At 71.2% G+C, this 15,666-nt stretch carries 17 protein-coding genes; 14 read left to right on the top strand and 3 right to left on the bottom strand.

The window, feature by feature from the left end:
* The first annotated feature begins 488 nt into the window (after window positions 1–488).
* The 7 genes from pyrG to truD all read left to right on the top strand — a co-directional run bounded on the left by pyrG (window position 489) and on the right by truD (window position 7,180).
* On the top strand, window positions 489–2,195 hold the full coding sequence (gene pyrG / locus D0Y53_RS08540; RefSeq protein ID WP_117202801.1) for a CTP synthase: 1,707 nt from the start codon (window positions 489–491) through the stop codon (window positions 2,193–2,195).
* Between the two features lie 85 nt (window positions 2,196–2,280).
* Entirely contained in the window at window positions 2,281–3,111 is an 831-nt protein-coding gene (gene kdsA / locus D0Y53_RS08535) for a 3-deoxy-8-phosphooctulonate synthase (RefSeq protein ID WP_117202800.1), read from the top strand.
* Between the two features lie 87 nt (window positions 3,112–3,198).
* Window positions 3,199–4,482, top strand: a complete 1,284-nt coding sequence (gene eno / locus D0Y53_RS08530) for a phosphopyruvate hydratase (RefSeq protein WP_117202799.1) — start codon at window positions 3,199–3,201, stop codon at window positions 4,480–4,482.
* Window positions 4,483–4,498: 16 nt separating this feature from the next.
* Window positions 4,499–4,837, top strand: a complete 339-nt coding sequence (gene ftsB / locus D0Y53_RS08525) for a cell division protein FtsB (RefSeq protein WP_117202798.1) — start codon at window positions 4,499–4,501, stop codon at window positions 4,835–4,837.
* Window positions 4,834–5,538, top strand: a complete 705-nt coding sequence (gene ispD / locus D0Y53_RS08520; protein WP_117202797.1) for a 2-C-methyl-D-erythritol 4-phosphate cytidylyltransferase — start codon at window positions 4,834–4,836, stop codon at window positions 5,536–5,538. The genes ftsB and ispD overlap by 4 nt, the downstream gene beginning before the upstream one ends.
* A gap of 95 nt (window positions 5,539–5,633) precedes the next feature.
* Entirely contained in the window at window positions 5,634–6,113 is a 480-nt protein-coding gene (gene ispF, locus D0Y53_RS08515; protein ID WP_117202796.1) for a 2-C-methyl-D-erythritol 2,4-cyclodiphosphate synthase, read from the top strand.
* The gene (gene truD, locus D0Y53_RS08510; protein WP_233511715.1) at window positions 6,110–7,180 is read left to right on the top strand and encodes a tRNA pseudouridine(13) synthase TruD; all 1,071 of its coding nucleotides are present in this window, start codon (window positions 6,110–6,112) and stop codon (window positions 7,178–7,180) included. Before ispF ends, truD begins: the two co-directional genes overlap by 4 nt.
* Window positions 7,181–7,206: 26 nt before the next feature.
* Here truD and D0Y53_RS08505 read toward each other — a convergent pair whose 3' ends face one another.
* Window positions 7,207–7,773, bottom strand: coding sequence for a Smr/MutS family protein (locus D0Y53_RS08505; protein WP_117202795.1), 567 nt, complete (start codon window positions 7,771–7,773; stop codon window positions 7,207–7,209).
* 121 nt (window positions 7,774–7,894) lie between these two features.
* Here D0Y53_RS08505 and surE point away from each other — a divergent pair, with 121 nt between their 5' ends.
* The 4 genes from surE (at window position 7,895) to D0Y53_RS08485 (ending at window position 10,887) form a co-directional block, all read left to right on the top strand.
* Window positions 7,895–8,704: a 5'/3'-nucleotidase SurE gene (surE, locus tag D0Y53_RS08500; RefSeq protein WP_117202794.1), complete on the top strand. Its 810-nt coding sequence runs from the start codon at window positions 7,895–7,897 to the stop codon at window positions 8,702–8,704.
* Window positions 8,701–9,399, top strand: coding sequence for a protein-L-isoaspartate(D-aspartate) O-methyltransferase (locus D0Y53_RS08495; protein ID WP_117202793.1), 699 nt, complete (start codon window positions 8,701–8,703; stop codon window positions 9,397–9,399). Before surE ends, D0Y53_RS08495 begins: the two co-directional genes overlap by 4 nt.
* Before the next feature lie 112 nt (window positions 9,400–9,511).
* Window positions 9,512–10,126, top strand: coding sequence for a YqaA family protein (locus D0Y53_RS08490; protein ID WP_117202792.1), 615 nt, complete (start codon window positions 9,512–9,514; stop codon window positions 10,124–10,126).
* Complete coding sequence (locus tag D0Y53_RS08485; protein WP_117202791.1) at window positions 10,105–10,887, top strand: peptidoglycan DD-metalloendopeptidase family protein; 783 nt, start codon at window positions 10,105–10,107, stop codon at window positions 10,885–10,887. The genes D0Y53_RS08490 and D0Y53_RS08485 overlap by 22 nt, the downstream gene beginning before the upstream one ends.
* Window positions 10,888–11,023: 136 nt before the next feature.
* Here the strand turns inward: D0Y53_RS08485 and D0Y53_RS08480 are convergent, their stop codons facing one another.
* The gene (locus D0Y53_RS08480; protein WP_117202810.1) at window positions 11,024–11,407 is read right to left on the bottom strand and encodes an Mth938-like domain-containing protein; all 384 of its coding nucleotides are present in this window, start codon (window positions 11,405–11,407) and stop codon (window positions 11,024–11,026) included.
* A gap of 89 nt (window positions 11,408–11,496) precedes the next feature.
* Window positions 11,497–11,802 carry a ribosome assembly RNA-binding protein YhbY gene (gene yhbY / locus D0Y53_RS08475; protein WP_117202790.1) on the bottom strand — a complete coding sequence of 102 codons (306 nt, stop codon included), beginning with the start codon at window positions 11,800–11,802 and terminating at the stop codon, window positions 11,497–11,499.
* A gap of 110 nt (window positions 11,803–11,912) precedes the next feature.
* Between yhbY and rlmE the strand changes: the two genes are divergently transcribed.
* The 3 genes from rlmE to folP all read left to right on the top strand — a co-directional run bounded on the left by rlmE (window position 11,913) and on the right by folP (window position 15,539).
* Window positions 11,913–12,548 (top strand): 23S rRNA (uridine(2552)-2'-O)-methyltransferase RlmE, encoded by a 636-nt coding sequence (rlmE, locus tag D0Y53_RS08470; RefSeq protein ID WP_117202789.1) that lies wholly within the window; start codon window positions 11,913–11,915, stop codon window positions 12,546–12,548.
* Between the two features lie 129 nt (window positions 12,549–12,677).
* A complete protein-coding gene (ftsH, locus tag D0Y53_RS08465; RefSeq protein ID WP_199492032.1) occupies window positions 12,678–14,576 on the top strand; it encodes an ATP-dependent zinc metalloprotease FtsH in 1,899 nt (632 codons plus the stop codon).
* A gap of 63 nt (window positions 14,577–14,639) precedes the next feature.
* Window positions 14,640–15,539, top strand: coding sequence for a dihydropteroate synthase (gene folP / locus D0Y53_RS08460; protein WP_117202788.1), 900 nt, complete (start codon window positions 14,640–14,642; stop codon window positions 15,537–15,539).
* Window positions 15,540–15,666 lie beyond the last annotated feature (127 nt).

The raw sequence follows: 15,666 nt of genomic DNA, 5'->3' as shown, positions 1-15,666 counted from the left end.
CCTGTGCGGGACCGTCGGCGGCATGGATGCCGCCGAGGAGCCTACAGGGACGTATTCACGGCGTGTCCCGCACAGGCCGGGCCACCGGCTTCCCTCCGCCGAGGTTCCCGCGCTTGAGGGTTGCATTCACCACGTATCCCGCACAGACCGGGCCGCCGGCTTCCCCCCGCAGAGGTTCCCGCGCTTGGGGGGGTGCATTCACCGTGTGTCCCGCACAGGCCGGGCCACCGGCTTCCCTCGCAAGGGTTTCCGCACATTGAGGCATGTATTCGCAGCGTGTCCCAAGCCGGGTACCCGGCTTCCCTCGTAGAGGCTCACGGCGCGTTCCGCACGGGCAAAGGCCACCGACTCCCCGCGAAAGGTTCCTGTGCCTGGGACAGAACTTTTGTCGCGAGAACAAGGGCTTGCACGGCAACCGCAGGTCCGGCGGGCGGCACGGCGGTCGCGCTTGCCTGTAGAATGGGGCTTTCCAGCAAGCCGCTGCCGCCATGATCCCAGCCAGCCCCGTCACTCCGCTCGTTTTCGTCACCGGCGGCGTGGTGTCCTCGCTCGGCAAGGGCATCGCCGCCGCCTCGCTGGCGGCGATCCTGGAAGCGCGCGGCCTGCGCGTGACGATGATGAAGCTCGACCCCTACATCAACGTCGACCCGGGCACCATGAGCCCGTTCCAGCACGGCGAGGTCTACGTCACCGACGACGGTGCCGAGACCGACCTGGACCTGGGGCACTACGAACGCTTCGTCAATACGCGTCTGTCCGGGCGCAACTCGATCAGCACCGGCAAGGTCTACGAGGCGGTGATCCGCAAGGAGCGCCGCGGCGACTACCTGGGCGGCACCGTGCAGGTGATTCCGCACATCACCGACGAGATCAAGCGCTGCATCGACGCGGCCACCGCCGGCTTCGACGTAGCGCTGGTGGAGATCGGCGGTACCGTCGGCGACATCGAGTCGCTGCCGTTCCTGGAGGCGATCCGCCAGATCCGCACCGAGCGCGGCCCGGACAAGGCGCTGTTCATGCACCTGACCCTGGTGCCGTACATCGCCGCCGCCGGCGAACTCAAGACCAAGCCGACCCAGCACTCGGTCAAGGAACTGCGCTCCATCGGCATCCAGCCCGACGTGCTGGTGTGCCGCAGCGAGCAGCCGCTGCCCGACGGCGAGCGCCGCAAGATCGCGCTGTTCACCAACGTGCCGGAGAAGGCGGTGATCTCCGCGGTCGACCTGGACAACATCTACAAGCTGCCGATGTGGCTGCACGAGCAGGGTCTGGACCGGATTGCGGTCGAGCGCCTGCAACTGGGCGACAAGGCCGCGGCCGAAGCCGACCTGTCGCAGTGGCAGGCGGTGGTGGACGCGGCCGAGCACCCGGTCGACGCGGTCACCATCGCCGTGGTCGGCAAGTACGTCGACCACCAGGACGCCTACAAGTCGCTGGCCGAGGCGCTCAAGCACGGCGGCCTGCGCCAGCGCACGCAGGTGACGCTGAAATGGCTGGAATCCAGCGAGGTCGAGCGCGAGGGTGCGGCGGCGCTGGCCGGCGTGGACGGCATCCTGGTGCCGGGCGGCTTCGGCGACCGCGGCTTCGAGGGCAAGGTGGCGACCGCGCGGTATGCGCGCGAGTCGGGCATCCCGTATTTCGGCATCTGCTACGGCATGCAGGCGGCGGTGGTCGACTACGCTCGCCACGTGCTCGGCCTGGCCGACGCCAACAGCACCGAGAACGACCGGCAGACGCCGCACCCGGTGATCGGCCTGATCACCGAATGGCGCACCGCCAGCGGCGACATCGAGCGCCGCAGCGAGGACAGCGACCTGGGCGGCACCATGCGCCTGGGCCTGCAGGAGCAGCGGCTCAAGCCCGGCACCCTGGCGCACCGGTTGTACGGCGCCGACGTGGTCGGCGAGCGCCATCGCCACCGCTACGAGTTCAACAACCGCTACCGCACCCAGTTCGAGGACGCCGGCCTGGTGATCAGCGCCAAGTCGATGGACGACACCCTGGTGGAGATGATCGAGCTGCCGCAAACGGTGCATCCGTGGTTCCTGGCCTGCCAGGCGCACCCGGAATTCCTGTCCACGCCGCGCAAGGGCCATCCGCTGTTCATCGGCTTCATCCGCGCCGCGCGCGAGTGCAAGGCGGGAGCAGGCAAGGCGCAGGCCGGTGGCAGGCTGCTGAAGGAGGCGAGCGCGTGATGGCGGCTTTTCGCGGGAGCGACGTCCGTCGCGATCCGGGGGCAACGAACGCCGCGATCGATGTCGCGCCTGCGGGAATCCGGGCATGAAGCTCTGCGGTTTCGAGGTCGGCCTGGACCGCCCGTTCTTCCTGATCGCCGGCCCCTGCGTGATCGAGTCGCTGCAGCTGCAGCTCGACACCGCCGGGCAACTGCAGGAGATCACGAGCGCGCTCGGCATCCCGTTCGTCTTCAAGTCCAGCTTCGACAAGGCCAACCGCACCTCCGGCAGCAGCTTCCGCGGCCCGGGCCTGGAGGAAGGCTTGAAGGTGCTGGCCGAGGTGAAGCGCCAGCTCGGGGTGCCGGTGCTGACCGACGTGCACGAGTACACGCCGATGGACGAGGTCGCGGCCGTGGTCGACGTGCTGCAGACGCCGGCGTTCCTGTGCCGGCAGACCGACTTCATCCACAAGGTCGCCAGCGCCGGCAAGCCGGTCAACATCAAGAAGGGCCAGTTCCTGTCGCCGTGGGAGATGAAGCACGTCGCCGCCAAGGCGCAGGCAACCGGCAACCGGCAGATCATGGTCTGCGAGCGCGGCGTCAGTTTCGGCTACAACAACCTGGTCAGCGACATGCGCGCGCTCAGCGTGATGCGCGACACCGGCTGCCCGGTGGTATTCGACGCCACCCACTCGGTGCAGCTGCCCGGCGGCGCCGGCGGCAAGTCCGGCGGCCAGCGCGAGTTCGTGCCGGTGCTGGCGCGCGCGGCGATGGCGGTCGGCGTCGCCGGCATCTTCATGGAAACCCACCCGGATCCGGACAAGGCCCTTTCCGACGGCCCCAACGCCTGGCCGCTGGGCAAGATGCGCGCGCTGCTGGAAACGCTGCTCGAGATCGACCGCGTCGCCAAGAAGCACGGATTCCTGGAGATGGCATAGGCGGATCCCGATTCGCCGTGTCTCGCGCAACCCACAGCCGGCGGGCCCGGGCCCGCCCCACGATCGCCCACCACGACCGATGATCCCATGACCACGATCGCCAAGATCCACGCCCGCGAAATCCTCGACAGCCGCGGCAACCCCACGCTCGAGGCCGAAGTCGCGCTCGCCGACGGCAGCTTCGGCCGAGCCCTGGTGCCCTCGGGCGCGTCCACCGGCAGCAAGGAGGCGGTGGAACTGCGCGACGGCGACAAGACCCGCTACGGCGGCAAGGGCGTGCGCAAGGCAGTGGCCCACGTCAACACCACGATCGCCAACGCGCTGCACGGCTTCGACGGCGACCAGGCCGAACTCGACCGGCGCCTGATCGACCTCGACGGCACCGAGAACAAGGGCCGTCTGGGCGCCAACGCGCTGCTGGGCGTGTCGCTGGCCCACGCGCATGCGCTCGCCGCGTCGCGCAAGCTGCCGTTGTGGCAGCACCTGGCCGCGGGCCGCGCGGTATCGCTGCCGGTGCCGATGATGAACATCATCAACGGCGGCGCCCACGCCGACAACAACGTCGACCTGCAGGAATTCATGATCCTGCCGGTCGGCTTCGATTCCTTCGCCGAAGCGCTGCGCTCGGGCGCCGAGATCTTCCATGCGCTCAAGGCGGTGCTGAAGGGCCGCGGCCTGTCCACCGCGGTCGGCGACGAGGGCGGTTTCGCGCCGGACCTGCGCAGCAACGAGGAGGCGCTGGAGACGATCCTGGAAGCCATCGGCAAGGCCGGCTACACCGCCGGCGAGGACGTGTTGCTGGGCCTGGACGTGGCCTCCAGCGAGTTCTACGACAACGGCAAGTACAACCTCACCGGCGAAGGCAAGCGCCTGACCAGCGAACAGTTCGTCGATTTCCTCGCCAACTGGGCCGCGCAATACCCCATCGTCACCATCGAGGACGGCATGGACGAGGGCGACTGGACCGGCTGGAAGCTGCTGACCCAGCGGCTGGGCAACAAGGTGCAACTGGTCGGCGACGACCTGTTCGTGACCAACCCGAAGATCTTCAAGGACGGCATCGAGCAGGCCGTGGCCAACGCGATCCTGATCAAGGTCAACCAGATCGGCACCCTGAGCGAAACCCTGGAGGCGATCGCGATGGCCGATGCGGCCGGCTACGCGGCGATCGTCTCGCACCGCTCCGGCGAGACCGAGGACACCACCATCGCCGACATCGCGGTCGCCACCACCGCCACCCAGATCAAGACCGGCTCGCTGTGCCGCAGCGACCGCGTCGCCAAGTACAACCAGTTGCTGCGGATCGAGGAGCAGCTCGGCGCCGGCGCGCGCTACGCCGGCCGCGACGCCTTCGTTTCGCTGCGGCGCTGACGGACGTCCATCGTCGATGCGCGGCCTGCGGATCGTGCTGCTGCTGTTGCTGGTGCTGCTGGGCTGGTTGCAGTACCGGCTGTGGTTCGGCAACGGCGGGCAGCGCGAGGTGGAGGCGCTGCAGCGGCAGGTGCAGCGGCAGACGCGCGACAACGCCGGGTTGCAGCAGCGCAACGACGCGCTCGCGGCCGAGGTCGAGGATCTCAAGTCCGGCGAGGCCGCGGTCGAGGAGCGCGCGCGCAACGAGCTCGGCATGATCCGCCCGGGCGAGACCTTCTACCGCGTGGTCGAGCCGGAACCGGCGCCCGCGCAGGAACCGGCCGGCGCGGCCGAAGCGCCGGAGCCGGCGCCGTGACCGCGGAGCGGGCCCGGGGCGGGCTCTGGGCGGTGGTGCCGGCCGCCGGCCACGGCGCGCGTTTCGGCGGCGATGTCCCCAAGCAGTACCTGGACGTGGCGGGCGCGCCGCTGCTCGCGCACACCCTGCGCGCGCTGCTGGCGCACCCCGCGGTCGAAGGCGCGGTGGTGGTGCTGGCCGCGGACGACGCGCATTGGCCCGGCTGGCACGAGTGCGCCGGCAAGCCGCTGCTGACCTGCGTCGGCGGCGCGACGCGGGCCGATTCGGTATTGGCCGGCCTGGCGGCGTTGCCGGAGAGCGTGCGCGCCGACGATTTCGTGCTGGTGCACGACGCCGCGCGCCCGAACCTGGCCCTGGCCGACCTGGAGCGGCTGCTCGAACGCGGCCGCAACGACCCGGTCGGCGCGATCCTGGCCACGCCGGTGCGCGACACCCTCAAGCGCGCCGGCGACGATGGCGGCATCGATGCCACCCCATCGCGCGAGCGCCTGTGGCGCGCGCTGACCCCGCAGCTGTTCCGGCGCCTGCAGCTCACCCGCGCGCTGGAAGCCGCGCAGCGCGATGGTGTCGCGGTCACCGACGAGTCGATGGCGATGGAGCGCCAGGGCCATCGGCCGTTGCTGGTCGAGGGCAGCGCCGACAACCTCAAGGTCACCACCCCCTCGGACCTGGCCTATTTCGCGTACCTGCGCTCGGCATAGCCGTGGCGCCGGCCGCGCCGGCGCGAGCGGCCGCCATCGGCAGCCGGCGGGGTCGGCGTTGCGGCGGCTGCCGCCCGAGCCCCTACAATCCCCGCATGGACTTCCGCATCGGCCAAGGTTTCGACGTGCACGCCTTCGGCGAGGGCGACCACCTCATGCTTGGCGGGGTGCGCGTAGCGCACGCGCGCGGCGTGGTCGCGCACAGCGACGGCGATGTCGTCGTCCATGCGCTGTGCGACGCCATGCTCGGCGCGCTGGCGCTGGGCGATATCGGCCGACATTTCCCGCCATCGGATCCGCAATGGAAAGGAGCCGACAGCCTGGCGTTCCTGCGCCATTGCGACGGGCTGCTGCGCGCGCGCGGCTGGCGGGTCGGCAACGCCGACCTCACCGTGATCTGCGAGCTGCCGAAGCTCGGGCCGCACGTCGAGGCGATGCGCCGGACGCTGGCCGCGGCGCTGGGGGTCGAGATCGACGCCGTCAGCGTCAAGGCCACCACCACCGAGCGCCTGGGTTTCAGCGGACGCGGCGAAGGCATCGCGGCGCAGGCGGCGTGCCTGCTCGTGCGCGCGTGAGCGCAGGCGGCGGGGCGAACGAGGCGCTGCCGCGGGCGCACGGCGCGGCGGTGGCGACGGCGCGGATCCGCAGCGTGCCGGAGGATTTCCGGGTCGAGGAACTCGATGCCTTCGCCGCCAGCGGCGCGGGCGAGCATCTCCTGCTGACGGTCGAGAAGCGCGGCATGAACACGGCCTTCGCCGCGAAGCGGATTGCCGAATGGGCGGGGATCGGCGAGGCCGGCGTCGGCTATGCCGGGCTCAAGGATCGCCATGCGCTGACCCGCCAGCGTTTCAGCGTGCACCTGCCGAAGAAGGTCGCGCCCGATCTCGGCGCGCTGGACAGCGAGGAGCTGCGCGTGCTGGCGCACGCCTGGCATGCGAAGAAGCTGCCGCGCGGGGCGCTGGCCGGCAACCGTTTCCTGCTCACGTTGCGCGAGGTGCGCGGCGAGCGCGCAGCGATCGACGCGCGCCTGCAGGCGATCGGCGCACGCGGAGTGCCCAATTATTTCGGCGAGCAGCGCTTTGGCCGCGGCGGCGACAACCTTGCCAATGCGCTGGCGCTGTTTGGCGGCCGCCGCGTCGGCCGCGACCAGCGCACTTACCTGTTGTCGGCGGCGCGCTCGCAGCTGTTCAACCGGGTGCTGGGCGCGCGGGTGGCGGCCGGCCACTGGGACCGGGCGCTGGAGGGCGAGGTCTGGGTGCTCGACGGCAGCCGCAGCGTATTCGGGCCGGAGCCGTGGAGCGAGGCCCTGGCGCAGCGGCTGGCGGCGTTCGACATCCACCCCAGCGCGCCGCTGTGGGGGCGCGGCGCCCTGCGCAGCGGCGGCGCGGCGGCGGCGCTGGAACTCGCGGCGCTGGACGATGCGCAGTCGCTGGCCCTGCGCGCGGGCCTGGAAGCGGCCGGCCTGAAACAGGAACGCCGCGCTACCCGCCTGCGGCCGCAGGCGCTGGCCTGGGACTGGCTCGATCCGGCGACCCTGCGCCTGCGTTTCGAGCTGCCGCCCGGCGCCTACGCGACCACGGTGCTGGCCGAACTCGGCGACATCGCCGACGCTGCCGCGGGACGCGGAACAGCGGCAGCCTGAACAGGGTCCAGCCCGGACCGGCCGTCCTACGGCCGCCGCCGCAGCAATACCAGCACCGCGCCGTTGCCGCCCTGCGCCGGCGGCGCGGAATGGAACGCCAGCACGTCCGCGCGCTGGCGCAGCACGCGGTCGACCAGGTTCTTCAGCACGGGCACGCCGCTGTCCGAATGCAGGCCCTTGCCGTGGACGATGCGCACGCAGCCGCATCCCGCATGCGTGGCGTCCTTCAGGAACTGGCGCAACAGCGCCTCGGCGCGGACGGCGTCGGCGTGGTGCAGGTCCAGTTCGTCCTGCGCGGCGTACAGGCCGCGCCGCAGCCGCAGCAGCACGCGCGGCGGCACGTCCTCGCGGCGGTACGCCAGCGCGTCGCCGGCTTCCAGCGTGTCGGCCTGCAGCGCGCGGCGGAATTCGCCCAGCGCCTGGGCGTCGTCGCGCGCCGCCATCCGCGGCAGCGCCCGCGGCGGCGGCTTGCGCGGCGGCGCCGGCCGCGGCGGCAGTTCGCGCACCGGGCCGACGGCGGCGCGGAACAGCGACGCATCGTCCTCGGCCGCGGCGTGCGGCGGTTCCTGCGGCGGCGTGCGGCGTTTGCCCATGGCGCCAGCCTAGCGTGGCGCGGTGGCGGTTGCAGCGCCGCGGTCGTTGCGGCGCATCCGTTATCATGGGCGCTCGCACCCATGCCATTTCGTTTCACGTCCGGGGTCCAGCAGAATCTTCATGCGCGTACTGGTCAGCAACGACGACGGCGTCGACGCCCCGGGCATCCGGGCCCTCGCCCGGGGGCTGCGCGAGGCCGGGCACGAAGTGCTGGTGGTCGCTCCGGACCGCGACCGCTCCGGTGCCAGCAACTCGCTGACCCTGGACATGCCGGTGCGGGTGGTACAGGTCGACGCGTCCACCTGGTGCGTGCACGGCACGCCCACCGACAGCGTGCACGTGGCGATCACCGGCATGCTCAAGCACGAGCCCGATCTGGTCGTCTCCGGCATCAACAACACCGCCAATCTCGGCGACGATGTGATCTATTCGGGCACCGTCGCCGCGGCGATGGAAGGGCGTTTCCTCGGCCTGCCGGCGGTGGCGATCTCGCTGGCGACCCGCGATCATCGCGGCGAGCACTACGAAACCGCCGCGCGCGCCGCGGTCGAGATCATCGCCCGGCTGCTGGTGGACCCGCTGCCCGCCGACACCATCCTCAACGTCAATGTGCCGGACATGCCGTGGGAGGATGTCGCGGGCTTCGAGGTGGTGCGCCTGGGCAACCGCCACCGCGCCGCGCCGTGCGTGCAGCAGGAGGACCCGCGCGGCCGCACCTGGTGGTGGATCGGCGCCGCCGGCCCCGAGGACGATGCCGGCCCCGGCACGGATTTCCATGCCGTGCGCACCGGCCACATCGCGATCACCCCGATCCATGTCGACCTGACCCGCTACCAGGCGCTGGAACAGGTCGCCAGCTGGGTCGATGGCCTGGCCGCCGCGCTGGACGACGGCGCCGCGGCGCCCGCGGCGCAGGAGCCGGCGGCATGACCGCACGCCTGCGCCTGCAACCCGAAGCGCTCGGCCTGGGCATGACCAGCCAGCGCGTGCGCGACCGCCTGATCGAGCGCCTGCGCGCGGGCGGCATCGTCGACGAGCGCGTGCTCAACGCGATCCGCACCGTGCCGCGGCACCTGTTCGTCGACGAGGCGCTGGCCACCCGCGCCTACGAGGACACGGCGCTGCCGATCGGCCACGGCCAGACCATTTCCCAGCCCTGGGTCGTGGCGAAGATGACCGAGGCGCTGTTCTCGGGTGGGCAACAAGCCGGCGGCGCGCAGCCGAAGAAGGTGCTGGAAGTCGGCACCGGCTCGGGCTACCAGGGCGCGATCCTGGCCGCGCTGGGGCTGGAGGTCTACACCGTGGAGCGCATCGGCGAGCTGCTGCGCACCGCGCGCAAGCGCTTGCGCGCGCTCGGCCTCAACGTGCGCAGCAAGCACGACGACGGCCGCATCGGCTGGCCCGAGTACGCGCCGTTCGACGCGATCGTGGTCACCGCCGCGGCGCCGGCACTGGTCGAGGCGCTGTCCGCGCAGCTCGCCCCCGGCGGCACCCTGGTGGCGCCGGTGGGCAGCGGCAGCGGGCAGTCGCTGCTGCGCCTGCGCAAGGACGCCGACGGCGTGGTGACCCAGGACAACCTGGGCCCGGTGGTGTTCGTGCCGCTGCTGTCGGGGATGCTCGATTGAGCCGGCCCCGGCCCGGCCGCGCCTGCGGCAGCGTCCGCGGCGCGGGGCCCCTGCGTGGCCGCGGTCACTCCTCTCCCTGTCCCCGTGGCGGCCGACGCTGCCGGAGCCGGCGATGAAACTGTTCGGGCCGATCTACGAGCGTGCGCTGACCGCGGCCCGCCATCCGCGCGCACCGGCGCTGCTGACCGGGCTGAGCTTCGCCGAGGCGGTGTTCTTCCCGGTGCCGCCGGAAGTGATGCTGGCGCCGATGGCGCTGTCGCGGCCGCAGCGCGCGTTCCGTTTCGCCTCGCTGAGCCTGCTCGGCTCGCTGGTCGGCGCGCTGCTGGGTTACGCGCTCGGGCATTACGCCTACGAGCTGGTCAAGCCGCTGCTGGCCTCGCTGGGCTGGATCGACAAGATCGACGAGCAGGTCGAATACCTGCGCGGGATCGCCGCCGATTCGCCGTGGAAGACGTTCTGGATCCTGGTGCTGGCCGGATTCACCCCGATCCCGTTGAAGTTCTTCACCTGGGCATCGGGTATCGTCGGGGTGCCGCTGCTGCCGTTCATGGCCAGCATGTTCGTCGGCCGCGGCAAGCGCGTGTACCTGATCGCGATGGCGATCCGCCTCGGCGGGGTGCGCGCGGAGGCGGCGCTGCATCGCTGGATCGAACCGCTGGGCTGGATCGCGACCGCATTGCTCGCGGCCGGCATCGGCTACCTGGTATGGAGAGCGCAGACGGGATGAGGGCGACGCGACAGGGGTGGGGGCGCTTGGCGGTGCTGCTGGCGGCGACCATGCTGCTGGCGGCCTGCGGCAGCAGCCAGGTGGTGCGCCGCGTCGGCGACCGCGGCCCGGTGCAGGTGTCCCAACCCAGGTACGGCACCACCGTCACCGTGCGTCGCGGCCAGACCCTGTATCGCATCGCCACCGACAACGGCATCACCGCCCGCGACCTGGCGGCCTGGAACGGCATTGCGCCGCCGTACACGATCTACCCCGGGCAGCGCTTGCGTCTGTATCCGGGCGGCGGCGCGCGGGCGACGGGGACCGCGCACGCGGGTGCAGTGCGTCCGCGTACCGGCGCGCCGCGCCCACCCGCCACGCCGGCGCCGGCAGCGGCTCCGCCATCGAGCCCGTTCGTCTGGCGCTGGCCGGTCCAGGGCACGCTGCTGGCGCGCTATGTCGCCGGCGAAACGACGCGGCAGGGCATCGACATCGGCGCCGTCGCCGGCACGCCGGTGCACGCCGCGGCCGATGGCGTGGTGGTGTATTCGGGCTCCGGGCTGGTCGGATACGGCGAGCTGATCATCGTCAAGCACGACGAGCAGTGGCTGTCGGCCTACGGCCACAACCGTGCGCGTCTGGTCAACGAGGGCCAGTTGGTCAAGGCCGGGCAGCAGATCGCCGAACTGGGCCACAGCGGCGCGGCCCGCGACATGCTGCACTTCGAGATCCGCTACAACGGCAAGCCGGTGGATCCGCTGGTCTACCTGCCGCAGCGGTAGCCGGCGGGGCGATGGGTGCCGGGTGGAGCCCCGCCCCGGCGCCGCGTGCGCCGTCCGCGGGCCCCACCGTCGCGACCGCGAACGTGAGCGCGATCGCGCAGCGTGCGCGATCCCGCGGGGCGGTCGCTGCAGCCGCCTAACCGGACGTTGCGGGGAACACGAAGCCGGCGACCACGCGCCGGCCTTCGCCGGCGAGCACGCTGTAGGTGCGCGCGGCGGCGGCGTTGGTCATGGTTTCCAGGCCGACGCCACGGGACAGGCAGGCGGCCAGGGTCGCGGCCGGCGGGAACGCCTGGGCCGCGCCGCTGCCCAGCACGATCAGTTCCGGCTTCAGCGCCAGCAGCGGTTCCAGGTCGGCCGGTGCCAGCGCGGCGACGTCGGTGGCCGGCCAGTCCTCGACCAGCGCGTCGGGGGCGACGATGAAGCTGCGCCGCAGGGTGCGGTCGTTGACCCGGGCCGCGGTGCCGTCGGCGCCGCGCAGGGAGTAGTCGTAATCCGGGCGTTCGAGGTTCAGTTGCATGGGCGTGGGTTCCTCGGATTCCGCCTGCGCCGGCACCGCCCGCGCCCGCAGCCGGGATGCGCGGCCTGGAACCGCGCCGGCGGGGCGGGTCAGGGCCGCGGCAGCACGATCCGGCGGTGGTCCGTGGATGGCCGGTACAGGATCGCGGTGTGGCCGATGCGCTGCACCAGCGCGGCGTCGGTGCGCTGCGCCAACTCGGCGATCATGGCGTCGCGCGCCTGGCGGTCCTCGCCGGCGACCTTCACCTTGATCAGTTCGTGGTGTTCCAGCGCGCCCTGGGCCTCGGCCACCAGCGCGGCGCTGATGCCCTTGCCGCCGACCTGCAGCAGGGCCTTCAGCTCGTGCGCCTGGCCGCGCAGGAAACGGGTCTGGGCGGCGGTCAGGACGATGGGCATGCGAACACGCGAGGGCTGCGGAGGGCACTCAGGGTATCATGGCGCCGGAGGATCGATCCGCAGGGAGAGACCGCGCCGGCCGGCACGGATTTCCCCGGAAAAACAGCCGCATGGCCACCCGCAGCAAGTCCAGCCAGCGCTGGCTGAAGGAGCACTTCTCCGACCCCTACGTGAAGAAGGCGCAGGCCGAGGGCCTGCGCTCGCGCGCGGCCTACAAGCTGGAGGAACTGGTCGCGCGCGACCGGCTGCTGCGGCCGGGAATGGTCGTGGTCGACCTCGGCGCGGCGCCCGGCGGCTGGTCGCAGTGGCTGCGGCAGGAGCTGGAGCGGCTGGATCCGGCGCGCCCGGGCCGGGTCGTCGCCCTGGACATCCTGGACATGCCGCCGCTGGCCGGGGTCGAGTTCCTTCATGGGGATTTCAGGGAAGATGCGGTCCTATCGCGTCTGGACGCCATGCTGGGCGGGTCGCCCGTCGACCTTGTGCTCTCGGACATGGCCCCCAATAAGAGCGGTATGGATGCGGTCGACCAGCCGCGGATGATGCATCTGGCGGAACTGGCGATGGACTTCGCCGACCGCCGGCTGCGCCCCGGCGGCACGTTCCTGATCAAGCTGTTCCAGGGAACGGGATTCGACCAGTATGTGCGCGAGTTGCGACAGCGGTATGCCGCGGTGGCGATCCGCAAGCCGTCGGCGTCGCGCAAGCGCTCGCCGGAGGTCTATGCGCTGGCGCAGGGCAAGCGGTGAGCGGAGGTCCTGCCGCGCTTGTCGCGGTCGCGAATGCCAGGCCGTGGCGAAGGGCAGGGCGAAGCAGGCGAAATCGAGTGTCGTGGCTGGCTTGAATTAACGTTGCAAAACCAGGGTAATCCCATCTTTATGAACGATCTGGTCAAGAATCTGATGCTGTGGGTCGTCGTCGCCGTCGTGCTGATGGTGGTGTTCCAGAGCTTCAGCCCGAAGAGCGCCGCCACCCAGGCGCTGACGTACGACCAGTTCGTGCAGGAGGTGCAGGGCGACCGCGTCGCCAAGGTCACCATCGCCGAGGATCGCACCACGATCGCCGGCGAGCGCAAGGACGGCAGCCGCTTCACCACCTACGCGCCCGGCGACAAGGACCTGGTCAACGACCTGCTCAACCATGACGTCACCACGGTGCAGACGCCGCCCTCCAGCGGCCTGTCGCTGGGGATGATCCTGGTCAACGTGCTGCCGTGGCTGCTGTTCATCGGCATCTGGGTGTATTTCATGCGGCAGATGCAGCAGGGCGGCGGCAAGGGCGCGATGAGCTTCGGCAAGTCGCGGGCCAAGCTGCTGAACGAGGATCAGACCAAGGTCACCTTCGCCGACGTCGCCGGCTGCGACGAGGCCAAGGAGGAGGTGTCGGAGCTGGTCGAGTTCCTGCGCGATCCGTCCAAGTTCCAGAAGCTGGGCGGCAAGATCCCGCGCGGCGTGCTGATGGTCGGCCCGCCCGGCACCGGCAAGACGCTGCTGGCCAAGGCGATCGCCGGCGAGGCCAAGGTGCCGTTCTTCTCGATCTCCGGATCGGACTTCGTCGAGATGTTCGTCGGCGTCGGCGCCTCGCGCGTGCGCGACATGTTCGAGCAGGCGAAGAAGCACGCGCCGTGCATCATCTTCATCGACGAGATCGACGCGGTCGGCCGCCATCGCGGCGCCGGCCTGGGCGGCGGCCACGACGAGCGCGAGCAGACCCTCAACCAGCTGCTGGTCGAGATGGACGGCTTCGAGGGCGGCGAGGGCGTCATCGTCATCGCCGCGACCAACCGCCCCGACGTGCTCGACCCGGCGCTGCTGCGCCCGGGCCGCTTCGACCGCCAGGTCGTGGTCGGCCTGCCCGACGTCAAGGGCCGCGAGCAGATCCTCAAGGTGCACATGCGCAAGGTGCCGCTGGCCGACGACGTCGAGCCGATGGTGGTCGCGCGCGGCACCCCGGGCTTCTCCGGCGCCGACCTGGCCAACCTGGTCAACGAAGCGGCGCTGTTCGCCGCGCGCGAGAACGCGAAGGAAGTCCGCATGGACCACTTCGACAAGGCGCGCGACAAGATCATGATGGGCGCCGAGCGCCGCTCGATGGCGATGAGCGAGCAAGAAAAGACCCTCACCGCCTACCATGAGGCCGGCCATGCCATCGTCGGCCGCCTGGTGCCCGAGCACGACCCGGTCTACAAGGTCACGATTATTCCCAGAGGAAGGGCTTTGGGCGTGACCATGTACCTGCCCGAGGGCGACAAGTATTCGTACAACCGCACCGCGATCGAGTCGCAGCTGTGCTCGCTGTACGGCGGTCGCGTGGCCGAGGAGCTGATCTTCGGCGACGACAAGGTCACCACCGGCGCCAGCAACGACATCGAGCGCGCGACCAAGATGGCGCGCAACATGGTCACGAAGTGGGGCCTGTCGGAACTGGGGCCCATCACCTACGGCGAGGAGGAGGACGAGGTCTTCCTCGGCCGCTCGGTGACCCAGCACAAGAACGTCTCCGACGAGACCGCGCGCAAGATCGACGAGGTGGTGCGCGACATCCTCGACAAGGCCTACACGCGGACCACGCAGATCCTGACCGACAACCTCGACAAGCTGCACAACATGGCCAGGCTGCTGCTGGAATACGAGACCATCGACGTGCCGCAGATCGACGCGATCATGGACGGCCGCGATCCGCCGCCGCCGATGGGCTGGACCGGCAACGGCGCCGGCAAGGACAAGGGCGATGCGCGCCCGCTGCCGACGATCGGCGGGCCCGCGGCGCAGACCTGACGCTTGCCTGCACGCAACGGAAAGGCCAGAGTTCGCTCTGGCCTTTTTCGTTGCAGGCACGCGATGTTCGACACCACCCCGCAACTCGACTGCGCCGGCCGCCTGCTGAAGTTCGATCGCCCGCGGGTGATGGGCATCGTCAACGTGACCCCGGATTCGTTCTCCGACGGCGGCGAGCACGCGACGCCCGAAGCCGCCATCGCGCACGGGCTGGCGCTGGCGGAGGAGGGCGCGGACATTCTCGACGTCGGCGGCGAATCCACGCGCCCGGGCGCCGGGGAGGTGCCGCTGGAGGAAGAACTGCGCCGGGTGATCCCGGTGATCGAGGCGCTGGCGCGGCAGACCGCGCTGCCGATCAGCGTCGACACCTCCAAGCCGGAGGTGATGCGCGCCGCGGTCGCAGCCGGCGCCGGCATGATCAACGATGTCTATGCCCTGCGTCGCGAAGGCGCGCTCGACACCGCCGCGCAGCTCGGCGTGCCGGTGGTGCTGATGCACATGCTCGGGCAGCCGCGCTCGATGCAGGACGCACCGCATTACGACGACGTGGTCGCCGAGGTCCACCGCTTCCTCGCCGAGCGGATCTTCGCCGCGGAAATGGCCGGGATCGCCAAGCGCAACATCGTGGTCGACCCGGGCTTCGGCTTCGGCAAGACCACCGCGCACAACCTCGCGCTGCTGGCGCAGCTGCCGCGCTTCGCCGAACTGGGCGTGCCGGTGCTGGCCGGGCTGTCGCGCAAGCGCACCATCGGCGAGCTCACCGGCCGCGACGATCCCCGCGGGCGCGTGCACGGCTCGGTCGCCGCGCACCTGATCGCCGCGCAACGCGGGGCGTCGTTGCTGCGCGTCCACGACGTCGCCGCCACCGTGGATGCGCTCAAGGTCTGGACTGCGGTCGCCGCCGTGCCGGTGCCGCGTACCGCACCGGCGACGCCGGCGGCCCGCTGGCCGGACGAGGACTGAGGCCGCGCCATCGCCGGTCCCGCGCACGCGGGGCCGCGGAGGCTCCCGGGCCGCCTCGCGGCGGATTGCGGCGTACACCCTTGCCGACGCCCATGCGCCGCCGTACTCTCGACCCCGTACAGCCGGG

The organism is Cognatiluteimonas weifangensis, assembly GCF_003416885.1.
GTDB classification, from domain to species: domain Bacteria; phylum Pseudomonadota; class Gammaproteobacteria; order Xanthomonadales; family Xanthomonadaceae; genus Cognatiluteimonas; species Cognatiluteimonas weifangensis.
Note: the sequence above shows the minus strand (reverse complement) of the source record. Positions and strands in the feature narration are given on the sequence as shown.

Coding starts and splice junctions, on each gene's coding strand:
- pyrG (WP_117202801.1), top strand. CDS start 489: ATGATCCCAGCCAGCCCCGTCACTCCGCTCGTTTTCGTCACCGGCGGC.
- D0Y53_RS08490 (WP_117202792.1), top strand. CDS start 9,512: ATGAAACTGTTCGGGCCGATCTACGAGCGTGCGCTGACCGCGGCCCGC.
- kdsA (WP_117202800.1), top strand. CDS start 2,281: ATGAAGCTCTGCGGTTTCGAGGTCGGCCTGGACCGCCCGTTCTTCCTG.
- ftsH (WP_199492032.1), top strand. CDS start 12,678: ATGAACGATCTGGTCAAGAATCTGATGCTGTGGGTCGTCGTCGCCGTC.
- folP (WP_117202788.1), top strand. CDS start 14,640: ATGTTCGACACCACCCCGCAACTCGACTGCGCCGGCCGCCTGCTGAAG.
- D0Y53_RS08495 (WP_117202793.1), top strand. CDS start 8,701: ATGACCGCACGCCTGCGCCTGCAACCCGAAGCGCTCGGCCTGGGCATG.
- surE (WP_117202794.1), top strand. CDS start 7,895: ATGCGCGTACTGGTCAGCAACGACGACGGCGTCGACGCCCCGGGCATC.
- yhbY (WP_117202790.1), bottom strand. CDS start 11,802: ATGCCCATCGTCCTGACCGCCGCCCAGACCCGTTTCCTGCGCGGCCAG.
- ftsB (WP_117202798.1), top strand. CDS start 4,499: ATGCGCGGCCTGCGGATCGTGCTGCTGCTGTTGCTGGTGCTGCTGGGC.
- rlmE (WP_117202789.1), top strand. CDS start 11,913: ATGGCCACCCGCAGCAAGTCCAGCCAGCGCTGGCTGAAGGAGCACTTC.
- D0Y53_RS08505 (WP_117202795.1), bottom strand. CDS start 7,773: ATGGGCAAACGCCGCACGCCGCCGCAGGAACCGCCGCACGCCGCGGCC.
- ispF (WP_117202796.1), top strand. CDS start 5,634: ATGGACTTCCGCATCGGCCAAGGTTTCGACGTGCACGCCTTCGGCGAG.
- D0Y53_RS08480 (WP_117202810.1), bottom strand. CDS start 11,407: ATGCAACTGAACCTCGAACGCCCGGATTACGACTACTCCCTGCGCGGC.
- D0Y53_RS08485 (WP_117202791.1), top strand. CDS start 10,105: ATGGAGAGCGCAGACGGGATGAGGGCGACGCGACAGGGGTGGGGGCGC.
- eno (WP_117202799.1), top strand. CDS start 3,199: ATGACCACGATCGCCAAGATCCACGCCCGCGAAATCCTCGACAGCCGC.